The organism is Paenibacillus sp. FSL R5-0914, assembly GCF_038004525.1.
In the GTDB taxonomy this organism is placed as follows: domain Bacteria; phylum Bacillota; class Bacilli; order Paenibacillales; family Paenibacillaceae; genus Paenibacillus_AQ.
Window position 1 is genome coordinate 110,155 of the sequence record NZ_JBBORH010000005.1, and the last position, 21,194, is coordinate 131,348.

23 protein-coding genes and 1 tRNA gene are annotated in these 21,194 nt (G+C 44.1%); 16 read left to right on the forward strand and 8 right to left on the reverse strand.

Annotation, left to right across the window (positions count from 1 at the left end; translation table 11 throughout):
• The first annotated feature begins 136 nt into the window (after positions 1–136).
• From MKX60_RS30845 to MKX60_RS30855, 3 genes are read left to right on the forward strand one after another with little or no spacing between them, the layout of a single operon-like run.
• The gene (locus MKX60_RS30845) at positions 137–1,273 is read left to right on the forward strand and encodes a glycosyltransferase family 4 protein (protein WP_042186889.1); all 1,137 of its coding nucleotides are present in this window, start codon (positions 137–139) and stop codon (positions 1,271–1,273) included.
• A 6-nt stretch (positions 1,274–1,279) separates the two neighbouring features.
• A complete protein-coding gene (locus MKX60_RS30850; RefSeq protein WP_341062012.1) occupies positions 1,280–2,590 on the forward strand; it encodes a metallophosphoesterase family protein in 1,311 nt (436 codons plus the stop codon).
• Positions 2,580–5,825, forward strand: a complete 3,246-nt coding sequence (locus MKX60_RS30855; RefSeq protein WP_341062014.1) for an AAA family ATPase — start codon at positions 2,580–2,582, stop codon at positions 5,823–5,825. The genes MKX60_RS30850 and MKX60_RS30855 overlap by 11 nt, the downstream gene beginning before the upstream one ends.
• Here MKX60_RS30855 and MKX60_RS30860 read toward each other — a convergent pair.
• Positions 5,812–6,924 (reverse strand): YkvI family membrane protein, encoded by a 1,113-nt coding sequence (locus MKX60_RS30860; RefSeq protein ID WP_341062015.1) that lies wholly within the window; start codon positions 6,922–6,924, stop codon positions 5,812–5,814. The genes MKX60_RS30855 and MKX60_RS30860 overlap by 14 nt on opposite strands.
• A 174-nt stretch (positions 6,925–7,098) precedes the next feature.
• On the opposite strand from MKX60_RS30860, the gene MKX60_RS30865 reads away from it, so the two are divergent.
• The 3 genes from MKX60_RS30865 (at position 7,099) to MKX60_RS30875 (ending at position 8,426) form a co-directional block, all read left to right on the forward strand.
• A complete protein-coding gene (locus MKX60_RS30865) occupies positions 7,099–7,671 on the forward strand; it encodes a xanthine phosphoribosyltransferase (protein ID WP_076283133.1) in 573 nt (190 codons plus the stop codon).
• Between the two features lie 101 nt (positions 7,672–7,772).
• Positions 7,773–8,090 (forward strand): hypothetical protein, encoded by a 318-nt coding sequence (locus MKX60_RS30870; protein WP_036689410.1) that lies wholly within the window; start codon positions 7,773–7,775, stop codon positions 8,088–8,090.
• A gap of 117 nt (positions 8,091–8,207) precedes the next feature.
• A complete protein-coding gene (locus MKX60_RS30875) occupies positions 8,208–8,426 on the forward strand; it encodes a hypothetical protein (RefSeq protein ID WP_042186900.1) in 219 nt (72 codons plus the stop codon).
• Positions 8,427–8,500: 74 nt separating this feature from the next.
• Here the strand turns inward: MKX60_RS30875 and MKX60_RS30880 are convergent, their stop codons facing one another.
• Entirely contained in the window at positions 8,501–8,947 is a 447-nt protein-coding gene (locus tag MKX60_RS30880; RefSeq protein ID WP_042186902.1) for a hypothetical protein, read from the reverse strand.
• A gap of 187 nt (positions 8,948–9,134) precedes the next feature.
• On the opposite strand from MKX60_RS30880, the gene MKX60_RS30885 reads away from it, so the two are divergent.
• Positions 9,135–9,218 (forward strand) — tRNA-Leu (locus MKX60_RS30885).
• Positions 9,219–9,299: 81 nt separating this feature from the next.
• Here the strand turns inward: MKX60_RS30885 and MKX60_RS30890 are convergent.
• From MKX60_RS30890 to MKX60_RS30905, 4 genes are read right to left on the reverse strand one after another with little or no spacing between them, the layout of a single operon-like run.
• Positions 9,300–9,830 (reverse strand): hypothetical protein, encoded by a 531-nt coding sequence (locus MKX60_RS30890; RefSeq protein ID WP_341062016.1) that lies wholly within the window; start codon positions 9,828–9,830, stop codon positions 9,300–9,302.
• A gap of 42 nt (positions 9,831–9,872) precedes the next feature.
• The gene (locus MKX60_RS30895; RefSeq protein ID WP_042186907.1) at positions 9,873–10,556 is read right to left on the reverse strand and encodes a hypothetical protein; all 684 of its coding nucleotides are present in this window, start codon (positions 10,554–10,556) and stop codon (positions 9,873–9,875) included.
• Complete coding sequence (locus MKX60_RS30900) at positions 10,553–11,446, reverse strand: ABC transporter ATP-binding protein (RefSeq protein ID WP_341062017.1); 894 nt, start codon at positions 11,444–11,446, stop codon at positions 10,553–10,555. Before MKX60_RS30900 ends, MKX60_RS30895 begins: the two co-directional genes overlap by 4 nt.
• Positions 11,443–11,814 carry a GntR family transcriptional regulator gene (locus MKX60_RS30905; protein ID WP_042186911.1) on the reverse strand — a complete coding sequence of 124 codons (372 nt, stop codon included), beginning with the start codon at positions 11,812–11,814 and terminating at the stop codon, positions 11,443–11,445. The genes MKX60_RS30900 and MKX60_RS30905 overlap by 4 nt, the downstream gene beginning before the upstream one ends.
• A 233-nt stretch (positions 11,815–12,047) precedes the next feature.
• On the opposite strand from MKX60_RS30905, the gene MKX60_RS30910 reads away from it, so the two are divergent.
• Complete coding sequence (locus MKX60_RS30910) at positions 12,048–12,857, forward strand: class I SAM-dependent methyltransferase (protein ID WP_341062018.1); 810 nt, start codon at positions 12,048–12,050, stop codon at positions 12,855–12,857.
• Here the strand turns inward: MKX60_RS30910 and MKX60_RS30915 are convergent.
• Positions 12,849–13,859 (reverse strand): S8 family peptidase, encoded by a 1,011-nt coding sequence (locus MKX60_RS30915; RefSeq protein WP_179086651.1) that lies wholly within the window; start codon positions 13,857–13,859, stop codon positions 12,849–12,851. The two genes, MKX60_RS30910 and MKX60_RS30915, sit on opposite strands and share 9 nt — an antisense overlap.
• A 406-nt stretch (positions 13,860–14,265) precedes the next feature.
• On the opposite strand from MKX60_RS30915, the gene MKX60_RS30920 reads away from it, so the two are divergent.
• Positions 14,266–14,640: a hypothetical protein gene (locus MKX60_RS30920; protein WP_076298521.1), complete on the forward strand. Its 375-nt coding sequence runs from the start codon at positions 14,266–14,268 to the stop codon at positions 14,638–14,640.
• Between the two features lie 88 nt (positions 14,641–14,728).
• On the opposite strand, the gene MKX60_RS30925 is transcribed toward MKX60_RS30920, so the two are convergent.
• Positions 14,729–14,866, reverse strand: a complete 138-nt coding sequence (locus MKX60_RS30925) for a hypothetical protein (RefSeq protein WP_179085713.1) — start codon at positions 14,864–14,866, stop codon at positions 14,729–14,731.
• Positions 14,867–15,013: 147 nt separating this feature from the next.
• Between MKX60_RS30925 and MKX60_RS30930 the strand changes: the two genes are divergently transcribed.
• From MKX60_RS30930 to MKX60_RS30960, 7 genes are all read left to right on the forward strand, one after another.
• Complete coding sequence (locus tag MKX60_RS30930; protein ID WP_341062031.1) at positions 15,014–15,412, forward strand: MATE family efflux transporter; 399 nt, start codon at positions 15,014–15,016, stop codon at positions 15,410–15,412.
• Positions 15,413–15,541: 129 nt separating this feature from the next.
• Positions 15,542–16,813 carry a hypothetical protein gene (locus tag MKX60_RS30935; RefSeq protein WP_042186921.1) on the forward strand — a complete coding sequence of 424 codons (1,272 nt, stop codon included), beginning with the start codon at positions 15,542–15,544 and terminating at the stop codon, positions 16,811–16,813.
• Positions 16,810–17,484 (forward strand): DUF6320 domain-containing protein, encoded by a 675-nt coding sequence (locus MKX60_RS30940; protein ID WP_341062019.1) that lies wholly within the window; start codon positions 16,810–16,812, stop codon positions 17,482–17,484. The genes MKX60_RS30935 and MKX60_RS30940 overlap by 4 nt, the downstream gene beginning before the upstream one ends.
• Before the next feature lie 312 nt (positions 17,485–17,796).
• Positions 17,797–18,834, forward strand: a complete 1,038-nt coding sequence (locus tag MKX60_RS30945) for an ABC transporter substrate-binding protein (RefSeq protein ID WP_341062020.1) — start codon at positions 17,797–17,799, stop codon at positions 18,832–18,834.
• A gap of 16 nt (positions 18,835–18,850) precedes the next feature.
• A complete protein-coding gene (locus MKX60_RS30950; protein WP_341062021.1) occupies positions 18,851–19,840 on the forward strand; it encodes a FecCD family ABC transporter permease in 990 nt (329 codons plus the stop codon).
• A 1-nt stretch (position 19,841) separates the two neighbouring features.
• Positions 19,842–20,621 carry an ABC transporter ATP-binding protein gene (locus MKX60_RS30955; protein WP_076283124.1) on the forward strand — a complete coding sequence of 260 codons (780 nt, stop codon included), beginning with the start codon at positions 19,842–19,844 and terminating at the stop codon, positions 20,619–20,621.
• A gap of 43 nt (positions 20,622–20,664) precedes the next feature.
• Positions 20,665–21,192: a HugZ family pyridoxamine 5'-phosphate oxidase gene (locus MKX60_RS30960; RefSeq protein ID WP_149643990.1), complete on the forward strand. Its 528-nt coding sequence runs from the start codon at positions 20,665–20,667 to the stop codon at positions 21,190–21,192.
• Positions 21,193–21,194: the final 2 nt, after the last annotated feature.

Genomic DNA, 21,194 nt, shown 5'->3' on the forward strand with positions numbered 1-21,194 from the left:
GTTGCTGTTTCATGTTTATACCGATAAAATCAAGGTATGGGGAACGTAATCGTACCTGGAATTCTACATATACACAACTATATCATAATTGCCAAGTCTTACTGTACGTACGGCAATTGTAAAGGGGATGTACCATATGAATTTGCTGCAAGCGCTCTTCTTTCCACCGGAGCAACCCGGTGGTGTATCGTCCATGATCCCTTATCTTCAGGAAAGGTTCCGTTCAAGCCGCTGGGAGATGGATTTGTTTTGGTTACCTAAGCGGATTCGCAACAAGGGACATGAAGAAGTCATATTCGAGACCTTTGATTGGACCCAGTTTGGGGAAAGTCAGATCGTTCAGAAATATATTCAGACCTACCGTGATTATCTATGGTGGACTAAACTACGAATGAGCAAGACATATGATCTTATCCATTCCCATCATCCAATTGCTGGTTTAGCAATGAAAAAAGTATTTCCAAATACTCCGTTAATTCAAACCTTACATTCCAGTTATGAGCGAGAGTTGATTCTGAATGGAGCTATTTCTGAAGGTGGGCTGGAACATCAGTTTCTAGTTTCGCTATACCGCGAACTTGAGCATGTTAGTGATCGGTTAATGACTGTGTCGCAAGCTTTTGCAGAGTATGTGGCGCCTTATATTCTAGATCCTTCTAATATAGGAGTAATACCGAATGGTTTTGATGAGAAAAGGTTTAAGCCAGTCCCGCATGACAACGCTGTACCACAGCTAGTGACTGTGACACGTCTAGTTCCAGCCAAAGGAATTGATACTTTACTCAAGGCCTGTGCTGAGCTTAAAAATCGCGGCCATGAATATGTACTGCATATTATTGGAGATGGACCTTCCCGTGCGGATTTGGAAAACATGGCTAAGCAATTAGGGATTTATAATGAAACAATTTTTTATGGATATACGCTCCATCCGGAAGAATTCATGCCTTTCTTTGATATTTTCGTGCTGCCTTCTCGAGCGGAGGCCTTCGGATCGGTGTTTGCAGAAGCAGCGCTTAGCTGCTTGGCTTTAGTTGGGACGAATGTAGGCGGGATACCGGAGCAGATTGAAGATGGTGTGAATGGCCTGCTCGTCAGTCCTGATGATGAGATTGCTCTTGCTGACGCTTTAGAGAAGGTGATATCTGATCCGGCTTATCGTTATGAGCTTTCTCGTTCAGCTTGGGATAAAGCGAAAAGCTTGTACTCGCTGACTCGTGTCGCTAATGAACTTAAAAAGACATACTTACAGTATCCCTCAGGAACGAAGGGGTGAGCAGCTATGATTCCATTTCGATTTCTACATGCTGCTGACTTACATCTGGATAGCCGTTTTGCTGGGCTGGCGCATATTTCGCCAGCCATTCGTTCTTATTTACGTGAGTCAACCTTCGCCGCCCTTGGGCGGCTTGTCCGCGTTGCCATCCAAGAGAATGTTGATTTTATCGTCATCAGTGGAGATGTATACGATGTTTCTGACGCTTCCTTACAGGGTCAACTGCGATTTCAGGAAGCACTCAAGGAACTGGGTCAGCAAGGAATACACGTGTTTCTGATCCATGGCAACCATGATCCACTTGACGGATTGCGTCTGACTACAGAAATGCCCAGCCATGTAACCGTGTTTGGAGGAGAGAAGCCAGATCTCGCTTCGGCTTACCGTCGCAAAGATGGTCAAGAAGTGGCTATTGTTAGTGGAATCTCCTATCCGACTGCGAAAGTTACGGACAACACTGCAGTAACCTTTTCTCGAAAGGCTGGCAGCCGTCTGTTTCATATTGCTATGCTGCATGGGAATGTAGACGGTGATTTACTGCACGAGACGTATTCTTCTTGCAGTCGTAGGGACCTTATCGAACGGGGTTTTGATTATTGGGCACTTGGACATATCCATAAACGTAGTGTATTGCATGAAAAACCGGCAATTATATACCCGGGCAATATACAAGGACGTAGCATTAAGGAAACCGGACCAAAAGGTTGTTATGTTGTGGATGTTGATGAGGCTGGAAGTGCTACGCCCCATTTTCATGAGCTTGATTATGTTCGCTGGCAGGTACGGGATCTGTCCATTGAGGGATTGAGTAATGAAGCAGAATGGATACAAAGGGTAGAGCAGGTGATTGACGATATCAGGGAGGAACTCCCGGAGCTGATGTCAGTGGTCAGATTTCGTCTGATCGGACGCGGGGACGTACATAAAGTATTAGCTGAAAAAGGAGCGGTAGAGGATCTGCTGTCTGAACTCCAGCGCCGTGAGGCGGTACGTGCTGAGCGTAAAGATTATAAGGGACTTGTCTGGGTGGAAGGATTCGCTGTAGAATCCGGGTTAGCTATTGACCGTGAACGGTTATTAGAGGAGGATAGCTTTCTTGGAGAAATGCTGCGAATTACAGAGCGTACGGAACATTCAGCAGAAGCGCTTGAAGAATTAATAAACAGTGCGCTTAAGCCGCTCATGGAGAATCAGGAGCTGCGACAGCTGCTCTCGGTTACAAGTCTAGAGGAGAAGCTAAGTTGGCTTCGTAGTGCAGCAGAACAGGGAATCACCATGCTCGGTGGAATGGAGGGTGCTCCAGAAGATGAGAATTGAACATTTGCAGATCCATGGCTTCGGACGTTTGCATAACCGAGAGATTGAACTATCGGAAGGAGTTACTATACTCTATGGACGTAATGAAGCAGGAAAAAGCACGACGTTACAGTTTATTCGCTCCATGCTGTTTGGAATTCCAAGTCGTGGTAACCCTACGGAGAGGTATGAACCTATGCAAGGCGGATTACATGGGGGAATACTGAAAGCACGTGATAGTAATGGTGCCCTGTGGACCATTCGTCGCCATACAACTGGTGGTGAAGGCTCAGGAAGAAATGAGAAACTGAACATCACGGTTAACCATCCGAATGGAACAACGCAAGAGCTAGGACAAGCTGAAATGGAGCGTCTTTTGCTTGGTGGTATCTCTCGGAGCATGTTCCATCAATTGTTCGCGGTCTCTCTCGATGAACTGCAGGAGCTTGCTGCGCTTCAATCAGAAGAGATGGGCAGCTTTCTCTTTCACGCGGGTATGGGCGGTGGTGGAACGATCATGCGTGCGGAACGCCGATTGGTACAGGAAGCTGAGAAGCTGTATAAACCTCGGGGCAAGCTACAGGAAGCTGCTAAAATCGTTCAGGCTATTGAGAAACTAGAGCGTCAGATGGCGGAGAGCCGCTCTTATCTTCCACGTTATAACGGTAATATAGCAGCATTAAAGGTTACGGAATCTGAGCTAGATCAACTGGAACAACAACGTAAGCTTACTGGAGACAAGCTCGTGATGCTTCGCAAAGCTCAGGATGTTCGTGAATTGTGGTTAAAATGGAGCGATGCGCAGCTCGAGCTGCAGGACCTGCCAGCGATTACAACCTTTCCTGAAGATGGAGCGATTCGCTATCAGGCACTTGAAGGTGAAATTCGGAATGCTCAGGGAGCAGTGACTCGTTATGAACGTCTGCAAAGTGAGCTTACGGCTGAGCTGGAGCAGAATCCGCCGGATGCATTGTTAACAGCGCAAGGGCCTGCCCTGGAGCGGCTGGATCGCCATCGGAGCAGCTATGAAAACCTGCGAGCGGAAAGACAGCGGCTAGAAGGTGAATTGACCGCGCTGAATGAGCATTTGCAGCGAATTCTGCGAGGCATTGATGTCAGCTGGAGCGCGGCAGAGCTGACTGCATTTTCGGGTGCAGCGGCGGATCGTGAAGCTGCACGGAGGTTTGCGGCGGCGTTCGCAAGTTATGATCGCCGCATGGAAGCGGAGGGCGCAGCGCGGCAGACGCTGCGTTCCCGCTTGGCCGCTGCCTCAGCTTCGCTGCAGGCAGCAGAACGGGCGCTGGCGTGTGAACACGCAACCGGCGCCGAATCTTTTGCGCAGCTGGCTTCGCGCAGCGCCCGAGAAGTGCTGCAGCTGTGGGACGAGCTGCAGCAGGCGGCCGAGCGCTGGCGCGAAGCGCAGCTCAGCGAAGGGCCGCAGCGCGGCCCTGGCGCCGGAAGTGACGGCCCTAGCGCGCAGCGGATGGCCGCGCTCTACCGGCGCCTGCTGTGGGCAGGGGCAGCACTAACCGTGCTGCTGCCCACAGCGCTGTGGCTGACCGGTGCTCCGCCGGTCAGTGCAGTGCTCGCGATCGGCCTGCTTGGCGCGGCCGATCTGGCCCTTTGGGCCGGCCTCAGCGGAGCGCGCCGGCCGGAAGCGTCCCCGCCAGGGAGTGGCGGGGACGTGGGCACAGCCGCAGCCGAGATGCTGCGGCTGCGGGGGCAGCTGCTCTCCGGGGCGGAGCCGGAGAGCGCCATGCCGGGGCGGCGATCGGCCGCCCCGGGGTCCAGCCCTGACGCAGGCGGGCTGGAAGCCTCCATGAGGGAGCTTCGCAGGCTCATGGAGGCTTGGTCCGCTTGGCGGCAGCGCATTGAACGCTATGCCGCCGAGCGGGATGCCTGCCGCACGGAGCTGGAGACGCTGGCAGGCCAAGAGAAGCTGCTCGCGGAAGAAATGAGCCTGGCAGAGACGGCTTTTACGCAAACTGCTGAGCACTATGAAGAATGGCTGCGTGAGCGCAGATTGCCCGAAGGGTTGTCTCCGGAAGGGTTGCCGGATATCTTCGCTATGGTGGAGCAGGGGAACGAACTGCTGCGCCAAGAGAATAAGCTCTCTTTACGTCTGAAAGAGCTGGAAGATGAGTGTAACGTGTTCGAGGAGGAGCTGCTTGCTCTCATTCATGAATCAGGTACTGATCCTTTAGACGAGTCTGGTGTAGCGGCAACTAGCTTTGATATGGATCCGCACGATGGACAGCGACGATCTGCACTAACTTTACTAAGCTGGCTGGAACTTCGAAAAAGAGCTTGGGATGAACTGAAAAAGGACCTGGTTCGCCGGGAAGGCATTCAGTCACGGTTACAAGAGCTTCTGGAAGCGCTTAAGGAGAGCCATAGGGTATTAGGTGAGTTAAGAGAACAGCGTGACCACCTGTTGGACGAAGGCGGAGCAACAGGCGGGGAGGATTTCTTAAGGAGATCGGCTGCTGTACAGCGGCGTAGTGAGCTGAATAAATCCATTCGCCAGTGGGAGCTAGCCATGTTTGGAGGCTGGGAGGATGAGCGAGTTAACGCCTTGCAGTTATTATTAGATCATCATGATGCTTCAGCACTCCAGAAGGAACGTACGGCAGCTGAAGAGCTAGCTGAACGGGAAGAAGAACTGTGGAACACCCTGCTGGAGCAACGAGGAAAGCTGCTTCAGGAAAGGGAGTATTTGAAAGAGCGTTGTATGGAGGACTCTGTTATTCAGCAATTGGAAGAGCAGAGAGCTGCTCTGCGAATCGTGGCTGATAAGTATGCGGTAGCAGCATTAACTGCTGAATTAATCGGAAGAACCCGCCGTATTTATGAACAGGAGAAGCAACCGCAGGTACTTTTGCTTGCATCTGACTATTTCTCCAAGCTGACCGAAGGGGAATACAAAAGAGTAGTTATGACTCTAGGTCATAAAGAACTAAAAGCGGAACACAAAGATGCTGGACTGCTGGACAGCGGTCTGCTCAGCCGTGGGACGGCAGAACAGTTGTACCTTTCCATCCGCTTGGCACTTGCAGAGACGATGTCTCGGCAAGTATCGCTGCCACTGCTGTTCGATGATCTATTCGTCAATTTTGACGAGGCTCGTCTTCATGCTGCGCTTTCACTGCTTGGTGAACTGTCGGTCTCCCGCCAGATTGTGATGATGACCTGTCACAAGCATGTGGCGGAAGCGGCAGCACGAATCATTCCAACAGCAGCAGTTATTTCCGTGTAACTGTTTTTATGGATACAAGGCTGTTCCCTTTTCCACTCGAACCCGATGAAGAATCGCTACGTGGTGGAGTAGACCATGGCGTACGTAGTAGCATGACAGCCCAGACCATCGACAAAGCTCCGAAGATCGGGTAGAACACGGAGAGTAGAGAGCTAAAGCCAAATTGGCTCAGTAAATAACAGACCAACATCAGAATCGGCGTAATCAATGCGGGTTTAACTGGAATTCGTTGTTTAAGCTGCATGGTGACACCATAAATGTCGGCGACAAAAGTGCTAAAGATCTCCAAAAAGATTAGCAACAAATATATAGTTTGTACTACAGTACCCAACCGGATGGCGATGTTGCCCATAGGGATTTCAAATTGGAGAATATCAGGCATCTGGGAGCTCATCGCGAAATGTGCGGCGATCAACATAAAGCCGATTCCGGTACCACCAATAATACCGCCCCAGACAAGAGATTTTTCTTCATCAGTATGTCGAGCCATGGGAACTAATACGGCTTGAGCCATACCTAGATTGAAGGCGGTGTAGAGCAGCGGCGACATCCAAGCGCCAAAGATAGTCCGATCCGTTTCTAGGAATAAGAACCGCTGAGCTCCTGGAATTTGAAAGGTATTAAAAATAATGATGAGTGACAGCGTAAGCATTAATGGGACGATCAGACTGTTCATTTGCAGAATACCGGAAATTCCCCGTTTAAGCAGAAAATAAGAACCAACCAGCGTGAGTATTAGCCCTGTTTGATAATGAAATCCAAGATGCTCTTGAAAAATAGCGCCCGCGCCTGCAAGCATAATACTATTGACACCGATTAAGATGACCATCGTGAACAAACTGATGGTGCTTCCGACTTGGTCGCCGAAGAGGTGTCGGTTAAAGTCTTCATAAGACTCTGCTTCTATGCGCCGAGCGATGACCATCATTTTCGTACCCAGCCATATAAACAGTATAGTAGAGAGCAGGATGGTCAGGACTGCCCAGTGTCCGTAACGAGTGAAGAATTTTAATATTTCTTGTCCGGTGGCGAATCCGGCTCCTACAATGGTGCCAATGTAAGTGAATGCGATCTGTAATGTTCGGACATGTGATTTCATGGCTCCCCTCCTAATAGTTTTAAGAACAAAAGAAAAATCATAATGCGTGCTATGCAGGATTGCCTTGTGCACTCTGTATAGTACAGGTTATGATGAGGATCAGTAGGACATGACTTCCGTGATTCATTTGTACGGAACGTCTGCGATTATAAAGGGTATTGGAGGTTCAAAGTCATGGAAGTGTTGAAACAGCGGATTTTGGAGGAAGGTGTCGTCGTTTCGGATGAAGTGCTGAAGCTTGATGCACTGTTGAATCATCAGGTAGATCCGCAGCTTACGATGGAAATGGGACGGGAGTTTGCCGGGAGGTTTGCGGACTGCGGAATTACACGTATTGTGACCGTGGAATCCTCGGGCATTGCCGTGGCATTTGCCACCGCATATGAGTTAAAGGTGCCGTTAGTTTTTGCACGTCGCAAAAAAACACTGTTAGCAGATCCGGACGCACTTTGTGAAAGAGTTCCTTCTTTTACGAAAGGTATTGTAACCGACATTATGTTGTCTCGCCAATTCATCTCTCCAGAAGATAAAATCCTCTTTATCGATGATATTATTGCTAATGGTGATGCAGCACGTGGATTGATTAAGATCATCGAGCGCTCTGGCGCTGAGCTGGTAGGTCTTGGCGTTGTAGTGGAAAAAAGCTTTCAGGCAGGAGCCCGGACGATCAAAGAACAAGGCATCCGACTGGAGTCACTCGTAAGAATTACTTCTCTTAGTGGAGGCACCATTGAATTTGGGGAATAACCCGTTTTTGAGATAAGAACAGGCCTATTTTTCAAACAACTGCTTTTCACCCTATAGATTTTCCTTTATAATAAAATCAGACATAGGGAGGAGGCGTCACAATGGGGAAAGAACCGGTGACTGAGCAATTTTTTATTGATAAATTAACCGAGGCCAAGGATCACTTCGAGCGTGCGCTGGATTGCAAACACACGGAATTCGACGATCTGTATCCCTATATGATTGAACATCCTCAGTTTTTTTGGTACAAACGCTATGTAGCTTGGTCAGAACTTTTGACAATCAAAGGTTTATGTGAGGAACTTTCCTTCCCTTGGAGGGAGAAATTCACAACAAACCAAGTGGAGTATCTGGAGCAACGTGTGATGTCCGCTAAAGTTCTTGATTTCTGGTTCGAGAAGAATGAAGCGCTGATATAAGAATGCTTTAGTAGACATGCAATTGGTCAATTACTTATACGAGACCCAGATGGTTTTTCATTTGGGTCTTTTTTCTGGATGAAAATAGGATAAGCTATACAGAGGGAGGAATTCATGATGATTAGCGATGAACAATTGGATGCATACCGAATTTCCGGCGAGAAAATTCGTGTGGTGCGGGACGGCATAGAAAGTAATGATGTAAAAGGGATTGTTCTGGCTTGGGATGATTCGCAGGTGATGATACGTCGTCAGAATAGACGAGTAGTAAAGCTAGATCGGAATTATTTATTCCAACCCTTCAGCGAACCAAGGAAAGAACCTGATAATATATAGTTTCCGCAGCAAAAACAGCTCCTTACCCAAATCGGGTGGGGAGCTGTTCTGCTTACATATAAGCCTCTGACGGATTAAATACTTAAAGCTAGCTGGGAGTCACTTTCTTCTCTGGAGAGTATGGAGAGCTCTGTGGACAGTCCGAGATACGCACGCATTCGCAGCATCATCTCTCTACGGAATCCTGGCCATAATATATTCATCTCACCTTGATATCCTCTACAGGAGTACAAGGCCTCGACTCCTCGTTGATCTTGGCGAACGGTTGTGATCTTCAGATCATGTGAGCTCAATTCACGCGTAACCTCTTGAAGCATTAGTGAGGTTTTCTTAGTGGCACCAGACAAGAGCTCCATATAAAGCTGAGGGGTCTTAAATAGACCACTTTTGCTGATTACACGGCAGTCACGCTCGAAAACTTTATGAATAAACGTTAGCAGCAAATAGCTTCTGACAAGGGACAGTTCTTCTTTAGTAACATCTTCATCAACAATGGATGTCTTCAACTTCGTAGTCGCCATTATAAATCACCTCATTTATATTATGCGAACTTTTGTTCTCATTATACCTTATATTCGGAATTAAAAGCAATAATTATCCATAAAATAATGATCGATAAGAAAAGCTGGAAAATATATTGACGCTTTAATCTCAGCATGGTATGATCTATCTTGTGACCGCAAGTTTGATATGTAGTCATTATGATGTGCGGTCGTGGCGGAATTGGCAGACGCGCACGGTTCAGGTCCGTGTGGTAGCAATATCGTGGAGGTTCGAGTCCTCTCGACCGCATCACAAGAAACTCCCTTGAGAAATCAAGGGAGTTTTTTTTGTGAATATAATTAATCGAAGGTAACTTTAGCATACTCGTATCTAGATCGATAAATATCGAATTAACCCTAATAGAGCGAAGGCGAGCAAAACTGTTCCAGCACCAATGCCTGTAATTGCACTGTTTGCGACCTTAAGTTTTTTAGATATGAACAGTGATACGATAGAGATTGCAACCAGAAGTGCTGCTAAAAGGTATAAACTGAAATCGTTAAACACACTTTTTAAGCCAATAAAATGAATCCCTACTATAAAGGCAATCCAAGGAGCAACATAATCATTATACTTACATTTCATCAATATAGAAGCTCCAGCACCAGCCAACAATAATTCAATATAGACAGAAATTAGATAATTATCAAAAGAGGTCTTGTCATTTAATACGGAGGGAGCATCCCAGTTCGTCACACTTAAATAGACACCAATCAAGCAGACGAGAAGGGATACACCAGAAGCTATGCCAATATATTTTCGCCAGCTGGATCTGGGGTTTTCTTGTGCCCAACCAAACCAACTAAAACTAAACATACCGAATATAGAAGCATACATGACGTAATCCCTCACATAATCCATACAATACCCCCTATAAATATTAACAATATTCCAGGCAGAGTCTTATACTGTAGACTTCCGAAGCATCCAGAACGATAAGAGTGCATACAAGACCGTCAAGGGCATACTCCACAAGGCAAGTTCAAATGCGGTATGGCTAGCCAACCAATTAAATACATCTACCCACCACTGATAATATGTCATTAACAATCCAGCGACACTGTACAGAATAAACATGACTGCCGCGAAAATGAATAGGCCGCTTCTACCAAATCTACGGAAGATGCTGGATATAACAAATCCCCAATAAAACATATGCAACAAGATCATGAAATAGATCCACAGCTGCTCTAGGACGGTACCATCATTCAAGTATGGTAGGTGAAAATAATGTAGCTGCACACCCCATCCAGATGTTAATTTGGTTTCTATAATAGATAGCAGGAACAGAAGTAGTGAGAAGCCGGCACTTGTTATAACGGCCATCAATGATGTGCCGAAGAAATAATCTATCCTCCGTAGGCTTAAGCCCAAGGCAAAGGGGAAAGTCTGTACTAAAATGATGATACCTATGACAAACATATAAATAAAGATTGAGACTAGGCCGCCGGTATACATTGGTTCTTGCAGGAAAAAAGCTATGACAAGATTAACCAAAAAGCTGGACAATAATATAATCCAAGGCATAAACAACCAAAACCATTTATCCTTATAGTGCATTTTTAATATCCCTGTCATTTGGTTCATTGCACTGCAACTCCCTTCTCTTGGGATTTTCTGTTTGTAAGATGAACAATTAACTGTTGTAAAGATATCGGGGAGATCTCCAGACCAAGCATCTCAGCACGTGATAGATCTGTTGAGTTTAAGCCAATAACAGTGGCAGAAAGTAATCCGCCAAAGGATTCACGAGAGATGATCTCTTTACCGGTGATTAAATCTTCGACCTTCGCAGCCGCACCGATAACTTTAGCAGCCCGCCCGCGAAGAGCTTCAGCATCCTCATTGATAATCAGCTTACCGTTGTCGATAACAATGACATGCTCTAATAGCTGGCTTACCTCGTCAATTAAGTGTGTAGACAAGACAACTGTTCGCGGATATTCTGAATAATCCTCAATTAGTCGATCGTAAAACAGGCTTCTTGCTACAGCATCGAGACCTAAATAAGGTTCGTCAAAAATAGTCAGCGGAGCGCGGCTCGCCAGGCCTACTACAATGCCCACCGCCGAGAGCATTCCTCTGGACAGCTTCTTTATTCTTCTTTTTAAGGGGAGATTAAAGTCCTTGATTAAGGAGTGGGCGTAGTCCCGATCAAAGTTAGGGAAGAATAACTCGGATACCTCTAGAACATCGATAATACGGTACGTATCCGGATACTTTTGGCTTTCCTTAATAAAGCAAATCTGATTGAGTACGCGGTTATTCTCGTAGGGATGTTCCCCGAACACCTTCAAATCACCGCTTGTAGTAAATAACTGTGCTGTGATCATGTGCATGATCGTTGTTTTTCCTGCACCATTTCTACCAAGCAGGCCATAGATTTTATTCTTTTCTAAAGAAAAACTAATGTCTTGGATGACGGTTACCTTTCCATACGACTTGGTCAGTCCCTTGATCTCAACGACTTCATTCATGACCGATTATCTCCCCTCTGAATCATCTTCGTTAATTGATCCAACGTAATTCCTAATTTCTCTGCTTCACGGATCATAGTTACAACATATTGCTCATAAAATTGCTCTTTTCTCTTTTCCATCAATACTGTGCGCGCTCCAGAAGCTACAAACATGCCGATACCTCGCTTTTTGTATAAAATTCCTTGGTCGACAAGCAAATTCACACCTTTCGCAGCCGTCGCCGGATTGATCTGGTAAAAAACAGCAAATTGATTTGTTGAAGGAACCTGTGATTCCTCCAAGAGTGTTTCTTCGATGATGTCATTTTCTATGCGTTCGGCGATCTGCATAAATATCGGTCGAGTATCATCCATTAAGCTTCCCATGTATTCACCGCCATGTTCATTGGTTAGTTAGTTATGTAATTAACCATACATGCAACAGACCTATTTGTCAATCATTACTATGTGGATTTTTTGATCCTTTGAGCCCAAATCCAGTGAATTGGCGTATCAGTATAAATAAAAAGGCAGTTCGGATTCACACCGAACTGCCTTTTATTTTATTTGGATGTCTGCTATGATTTTGTCCTATTAGAAAACAAGAGAAGGGTGAAACTATGAATGAATATGGTCCGGATTTATTTAAAGGTACGGCAGTGTACTATTCAAAATATCGACCGCAGTATCCTTCATCCCTTATTCGGTTCTTAATTCAGAAGTTTTCGCTTAACGGAGAAGGCCGTCTGCTTGATTTAGGGTGTGGTACGGGTCAGCTGGGACTAAGATTTAGTGATTGGTTTGAAGAAATGATAGGTGTAGATACGGAAAGTGGAATGTTGGAAGAGGCTAATCGTCTATCAAAAATCCATAGGGTTGATAACGTTAGTTGGATGCTTGGTAGAGCAGAAGAGTTGCAGAACGTCTGGGGTTCCTTCCGTCTTACCATCCTAGCCAAAGCGTTTCACTGGATGGATAGATCGTCTATTCTTGAAATCCTATACCACAGTTCGGACAATAATGGCGGTCTAGCAATTATTGATACTTTTAATGTAGGGCAAGAGCCATTATCTTGGCAGCTTAAGGTAAATGAAGTAGTGAAACGCTGGTTAGGTAACGAAAGAATCGCAGGAGACAGCATCTATACTCATCCTAAAGAAAGACATGAGGATATTGTTGCGCGATCTAGCTTTAAGGATGTGGAAAGATTGATTTTACCGAGTTATTCAGTGACATGGACGGTGGATTCGATTCTTGGCAATTTGTATTCCACTTCCTATGCTTCAAAGCGCTTATTTGGAGATCACTTGGAACGATTTGAAGCGGATTTGAAATCTTCTTTATTAGAAATTGAGCCTACGGGTAAATTTACTGAAGTGTTATCAGTTTCTGTTATCACAGCTTTAAAGAAGGAAGCAAAATCACAATAAAAATCTTGCATTGATCTCACCAGAGCCCGCTGTGTTAGGGGGGAGTTTCAGAGAGAATGTGTTCTTTTTTAGTATGGATTTCACTTGCTTAGGAGTTAGTGAGGGATTTCTCTGTAGCAATTGAGCAATAACACCAGAGACTATAGGTGTTGAGACACTGGTACCGGACAGCACAAAGTAATTTTTAGCGATCCGCAAGTAAGGAAGCTCGCGATCTAGCTTGGAATGAGGCGCACGAAGAGAGATAATGGTTTCGCCAGGAGCTACGAGGTCTGGTTTCTTTCGCCCTCCCGGTGCAGGTCCGCGGCTTGAATACGAGGTAATCCGGTCGTCCTTTTGTGTGAGCGTGCGACGGTCATCCACTGCACCTACGGTAATTGCAGAAGGACTAATACCAGGAGATTCTATCGTCCTGCGTCCAGGGCCGCTATTTCCAGCTGCTATCACAACAGTGAGTCCAGCCTTTATTGCTTTTTCTACGGCTTGGCACAACGGGTCGTCAGAACAAGGTGAATTTACCGTACCCCCTAATGACATCGAAAGGATACGTAGTTTTAGTCGCTTTCGATTCGCAATACACCACTCAATTCCTTTAATGATCGTGGAGTCATATCCGTCACCATTTTTATCAAGTACTTTAACACCAACGATCCCTGCCTTTGGAGCAGGGCTTTTGTATTTTCCTTTACTCATCCATCCGTTGCCTGCCGCGTCCCCTGCAATATGAGTCCCATGGCCGTTATCGTCGTAGGGAAGTTTTCTGTGATTGATAAAATCTTTAAAAGCTACGATACGGTTACAGGGCTGAATCAGATCAGGGTGCCTATACACTCCTGTGTCAAGAATGGCAATGTTGATTCCTTTTCCCGTAAGTCCCTGTTTCTTTTGGACGGATGAAGAACTGATGGATGGTGTCGCTATATAAAGTGATGTTTTTTTAATTCCGTCAACATAGATTTTATCGATTCCATGCCAACTGCACATCTGTTTCAGACAGTTCATCGAAACTCGTGATGATACAGAATTTAGTATGGGGAGATGATGTTTGATAGGAAAGTCGTGTGATTCTAGATGTTTTTGTAATGACTTCAGCTGTGCTGGGGTCATTTTTTGTTTGAATTTGATAATGATAGGAATTTTAGCGGATGTACCGCGACTGACTTGGGAGTGTTGAATTCTTTTTCTTAGCGCCGTATGGATTCTTGAACTATATTGCTCTGGCCAAAATTGTCGGCTCATTTATTAATGGATCACCTCACAAGTGCATTATATGCACCACTAATCCAGTGGGTACGAATCTATGAATCTAGGAATAAAGTACATTTCTAGAATAGTAGGTAAAAGTGAGGTCAAGCATTCCAAATCTTGCATCTAATATCGTATCCTAAAAAGAAAGTGGTGAAAGAAAATGGCAATGATTAAGAAGCCAGTCAATAAGCAAGCCGTTATGGCGGCCAAAGCCCTCGCGGCAAAAAGAGTGAAAGCAGCTGCAACCCGGAAGAAACGGAGAATCAGACAGACATTGGACAGATTTATTGTTCTCGCTATTGGTACAAATGCAACTGGAACACCTAAAGACACTACAGGGTGGACCGCTTCATTATTGAGAACTGGAAATCCAGCTATAGTTGCTGATTTCGATGAATTTGGTGTAGCTAGATTCCCAACAGTTAGCACACTAACAACGGTGCCGTATCTTCTCACATTAAGAGATGAGAACGGAAATGCTATAAAAAGCTTTAATGTACCGTCAGATCGAGAATTCTATGTAGCTAGGTTCTAAATTTGGACTAGCTTAGTTATACTCAAGTTAACAACAGCACGTGTCGATCCTATATCGCCGCGTGCTGTTTTATTTGTCTTATTTTAGATCATGCAGATTTTAACCATACTTGAATCTCATAAACCCACTGAAACATTCCGGTGAAAATGACTGTCTGGATGACAAATGGAATCTCCGTATTATATTCGGCTTTAGCATATGCAGCGATATTCTGCATCGTTTCCATTATCTGCTCCTCCGAGCAATAACCATAGAGATAAATTCCTTTAGGTAATATTGAAATACAGCCGGCCTGTTCAGGGTACTTCTCACAAACTACAAAAAAGACAGATGGATTCTCGCTAGGCTCCAAAGTAGTCAAAATATTGTGAATATGGCTTCACCGATTTTTAATATTATTTCCTGTATAGGGATCTTAATTGCCATTGGAGGAAACACATTAACCGCTATTAGTCTGGGAGAGCAGAACAAGGGGAAAGCCAACCACTACTTCAATAATGCTTTTTACACACTGCTCATGATAGCCGTAGTTATTTTCATAATGGTAGTTTTTTTTCCTCATGTACTGGCTAGAATAGTTGGAGAAAATTCAGTGCTTTTTCCTATGGTTGGTAATTTACTGAGTGTAGTCTTGAATATCATCTTGGATTTGATTTTTATCTGCGTTTTCGATATGGGGATTACCGGTGCTGCTTTGGCATCCGATTTTGGCGATTTTACGGTATGCCTTGTTGATGGGGAATTTCTTTATCCTTCCTTTAATGTTTGGTAACATCGGCTTATGGCTTTCCTTTGTAGTGGCAGAGATAATCTGTGTCGTGGTAAGCTATGTTTGTTTGAGGAAGACAATGCAAAAGTGGAGTATCAACCAGTAACAGCAGAATAAAAGAGGAGTTTTGAAGTGAAAAAGTGGTACAAACTTGATAACGCAGCAAAACTATTTCCATCCGTTACAAATACAAAAAACACTTCTGTTTATCGGATCTCAGCGGTTCTGACAAATCCTGTAGATGTGGATGCGTTACAGCAAGCCGCCGATACGGTATTCGACAGATTTCCGATGTTCACTGTGAAGCTTCGCAGGGGTGTGTTTTGGAATTATTTAGAGTCTAGCACGGATAAAATTGTGATCGCTGAGGATCAGCAGTATCCTTGTCGCAACATTGATCCAACTACAAACAATGGATATTTATTTAAGGTTTTATACTACAAAAATAGAGTCTCTGTTGAAGTGTTCCATGCGCTTACGGATGGTAATGGGGCTGTGGAGTTTTTAAAATCACTGCTGTACTATTATCTAATGTATATGGGACATGAAATTGACACTGAGGACCGGATTTTACTCGCTGATTCAGGAGTGGATATCCATGATATGGAGGATGCTTTTCGCAGATACTACAAGGATTGTTATGTTGAATCGGTTAGAAACAGCCGAGCGTACCACATTAAAGGTACCGCTTTCGAACAGTTCGGAAATAACGTGGTACACGGGGTCGTAAGTGCCTCCCAATTGAATGCCCTCGCTAAGCAAAAAGGAAGTACGATCACTGCTTATTTATCCGCATTACTGAGTTATTCTATTTATCAAACAAGAATTAAATATAGCAAAAGTAATGCTCCCGTGGTTATCGCAGTGCCTGTCAATTTGCGCAAAGCATTCCCTTCACGTACTCTTCGTAACTTCTTTGGCGTAGTTAATCTTGGCGCGCGAATTACGGAAGATACCACACTGGATGAATTAATTTTTAGAATGAATGAGATGCTGAAGTATAAAACGGGGAAAGAAAATTTGCAAAATATCATTTACAATAATGTGGCGCTTGAACGGAACAAAGCTACGTTGTTTGTCCCGTTATTTTTGAAGAACTGGTTCGTGAATTTAGGGTTTCATATGCTTGGGGAAAGTAAAAGAACACTGACCTTGTCCAATATCGGCAATATTATGTTGCCACAGCAAATGTACAAGCACGTAGAGCTAATCGAGGCATTAGTCTATCCATCCAATAAAAGCCCTATGAACTGTGGGATCAGCTCAGTCAATGATAAGCTGGTGATCACGTTTACCAGAAATATAGTGGAATCCGATATATTGCAATATTTCTTTTCGACCTTAGCGGGTGAGGCTGGACTTGAAGTTAAAATCTACTCAAACGATTGGGGGATTAGCGAATGACCAAATGTATTCGTTGCAACGTGACGGTTGATAATCAACATTATCGTTGTCCACTATGCTCCAAGCCAATTAAGATCAGGGGAGAGAGCACGACAGAATACCCGTCCTATAAAGAGATCTATCAGGAAACCAAACCATTTACGGTAGCTAAATTGTTCCTCTTTATGACTATATCTGCGATCGTGCTTTCGATTACAATTAATGCGTTGACCTATCATATCAATCCGAGAATATGGTCAATTATCGTAAGTACAGGTCTTATCTATGCGTGGATCGTTGTTAAAGATACCATTTTATCTAATAAACATATTGGCAGGAAAATTTTATACCACTATGTCATGTTGTCCATTTTCCTTTTGGTGATCGATATATTCGTTGGTTTTAGGGGATGGTCTACCAACTATGCAATCCCACTGTTTGGAGTGGCAGCTACATTTATTATGACTGTGCTCGCAATTGTTCAAAAATCATTATGGCGTCATGATATAGGCTATATTTTATCGATGTTCTTTATTAATTTATGTCCTATGCTTCTGTTTGTATTTAATTTATCTCATGTCATTTGGACCAGTGTTTTCTCTATCGTATACTCACTCCTAACCATTATTGGGATGATAATCTTTTCTGACCGGAAATTTATAAGCGAAATCAGAAGAAGATTCCATTATTAATAATCGAGATAGATTTATTCCAATCTATAATTAAATATTTAGGTTTATTATGCATATTAACCACGTCCTTTGGATGTGGTTTTTTTGTGGATTTAAGAAAGTGAAGGGTTCATACGACACCAGATTCCTATTTTTCTACAAGAAAGGTTGTCCTTTTTAATGGGATGTTTAAGGCATTTTGGCTAGTTTAAAATTAAAATAAAATTCTTGACACTTCCTAATGATAACCATTATCATAGGAATGGTAGATGAAAATGAAAATCATTATCACTACTTAGAACGTATAATTATACATACTCGGAGGGATAGAATTTGAAGAAATTATTAGTACTTCTGGTTGTTGCAGCGCTTACTGCAATGACTGCATGTTCGTCCACCAATACAGCGGACAATCAAACCAAGAATGAAGCCGTAACGAATACAGCTGCTAATGAAACGAAAGAAGCAAATGCAGCGAATACAACAGAAGCAGCGAAAACAGCGGATGCTGGAAAGGAATACAATCTGGAGAATGATGGTGTAGATGAAGCATTGTTCAATGAAGCATTAAGCCAGTTTCCAGCCACAGTTCCACAGCGAATTGTAACTACATCTGTACCATTAACAGAAATGCTCTATTTGCTTGGAATCACACCAGTTGGGGTGCCAACCTCCACCAATCCAATCCCTGCTGATTTTGAATCGATAGATAAAATTGGTTCGCCAATGGCACCGGATCTTGAAGTAGTAACAAAGCTTGAGCCAGACTTGCTGCTGGGAGCAGAATCGCTTCGAAGCACGCTGGATAAGACACTGGAAGGCATGGATTTGCAAAAAGCATATCTACGCACAGAATCCTTCGAGGATTTAAAGCTTAGCCTTAAAGTATTAGGTACTTATTTTAATAAAAAAGATGAGATGAATGCGGCTTTGAGTAAGATTTTGGATAAAGAAAATGAGTTAAGTAAATTAGCCGAAGGAAAAGAACTGCCGAGCGTGATGCTCGTTATTGGAACCTCTGATTCCTTCATGGTTATGAGTGAGAAATCTTATCTAGGTAGCTTGGTGAAAAAGCTTGGCGCTGATAACATCGCTACTTCTGTACTTAAAGTTACAGATACTTACTCTCCTATTAATATGGAGAACGTCGTAGCCGCTGATCCTGACGTCATTCTTGTATTGGCTTCAGGTGACCACGGAGCGACAAAGGACAAATTTAAAAAAGAAATAGAGAAAAATGAAACTTGGACGAAGCTCTCTGCTTATAAAAACGATAAAATCCAGATTTTAGATTACAGTGTGTTCGGCGTAACCTCGATCATTAACGCAGAAACAGCCCTAACTGAAATCGCAAAATACTTCTATGAATAATTAAAGGAGACAGCAAGTGATAAATACATCTCGTAGCAGAATAGTTGTTATTGTAACGGTTCTATTAGCGCTCGTTGCAGCGATTATTGCCATCGGATTAGGCTCTGTTTTCATTCCGGTATCAGACATACTAAGCACAATCTTTGGTTCATCGTCTAAGGCGGTGAATGCCACCATCATATGGGATATTCGATTGCCACGTGTGTTACTGGCGATGATCATCGGAGCGAATATAGCGATCTCGGGCGCACTGCTGCAAGCTGTGATGGGTAACCCACTTGCTGATCCTGGATTGACGGGTGTAACTAGTGGCGCGGCTGCATGTGTTCTTGTCATAATGCTTGCTGCACCACAGTATACTGAGTTCATTCCGATTGCCGCTTTTGTTGGAGGGCTAATTGCTGCCGGGATTGTATATGCATTAGCGTGGAGACGAACCGGTATTTCACCGATTACTATTATTTTATCTGGTGTTGCTGTGAATGCGCTTTGCGGAGGATTCATTGGACTATTAACAATCATGTACAGCGATAGACTCCCTGCAGCGGTTCAATGGCTTAACGGCAGTCTTGCGGCAAAAGGGAATAATGCGTTAATGATGGTCTTCCCATATGCGATTGCAGGTTGGATCTTATCGTTCTTTGCTATTCGTAAGGCAAATATCATTCGTCTGGGTGATCAGGTGGCTTCGAATCTGGGTGAAAATGTGAACCGAATTCGTATCCTGCTCTCCTTGCTGGCAGTATTTCTAGCGGCTATTTCTGTAGCAGCCATTGGAATGATCGGATTTGTCGGTCTAGTTGTACCTCATATGGCGAGATTGCTCGTGGGTTCAGATTACAAATATCTTTTACCGATGAGTATGGCTCTAGGTGCATTGGTTCTGTTAATTGCGGATACAGGTGGACGTACCCTGTTTGCACCCCTAGATATCCCTGCAGGTATCCTTATGGCTGTGATTGGCGGACCATATTTTCTATACCTGATGAGAAAGAAGGCGTTCTAACATGTTTACTGTCGATTCCATTTCGATTCGGTATGAGCAGAAAAGCGTGATTAACAACTTCTCTTTTTCCGTAAAAAAGGGTGAGATCGTCTCCATCATAGGACCGAACGGCTCCGGTAAATCCACTTTGCTCAAAGCGGTATCACGTCTAATTCCTTATCATACGGGTACGGTCATACTCGAGGGTACGGATCTGAAGACCATGAGCGCCAAACAAGTCGCACGAAAAATGTGCATGCTGAGCCAGAAGAATCAAGCGCCGAGTGATATGACTGTGATTGATCTGGTCTCGTATGGCAGATATCCACACAAAAAGTGGTTTGAAAGATTGAACCAAGAGGATATGGACATTGTTCATTGGGCCCTTGAAAAGACACATTTAATGGAGTTTAAGGACCGAGCCGTAGCTTCATTGTCAGGTGGTGAATCACAGCGTGCCTGGATTGCAATGGCTTTAGCGCAGCGTCCACTCATCATGTTGCTTGACGAACCAACCACGTACTTGGATATTTCGCATCAGCATGAAGTGCTTGAGCTTGTTCGCGAGTTAAATCAAGACATGGGCATGACCGTAGTGATGGTGCTGCATGATCTCAATCAAGCTTCTACTTATAGCGATAGTATCGTTGTAGTGCAGGCGGGTGAGAAGGCGATGTATGGCACACCGAATGAAGTCATGACAACCGATATGATAAGGGATATATACCGGATGGACTCGGAAGTCCAGTATGTTCCCACAGAGAAGAAACCTCGTATTCATTTGTTGAGTACTGTTCGATAGAATCATAGTGTGATTACACAACCTATTCATGGAGGGATTTTAAATGAAGAAGCCTGTAGATGTAGAGAAAAATAAAGAAAACTACTTGCAATTTATTAATAAACGTAAGAACCTGATTTTGAGTTTGATCGATGATGAAGGTAAGCCCTTTATTAGTTATGCGCCTTTCGTAAAGAAAGACGGCAAGCTGTATATCTATATTAGTAAAATCGCAGAGCACTATGGCTATATGGAAAATAATGATTTTGTGGACGCCTTTCTAATTGCGGATGAGTCTGAAACAAACAATAAATTTGCAACTGAGCGTGTGCGCTGGAGTTGTACCTCAAGCAATATCGGAAATGATGGATATGAGGATATCTTTGAATTGTTCAATGCTGACCATGGTGAGGCCATGCTGAAATTGCTGCGCGGACTGGATTTTTCACTGTTCGAACTAACTCCGTTGAAGGGGCGTTATGTTGTAGGTTTTGGGTTGGCGTTCGATATTGATGTAGATGCGAATGTATTTAATCACGTTGTTATTGATAAGAAGAAAGACGAAGAAGCAGCTGTACAAGGGAGCAAATAGCC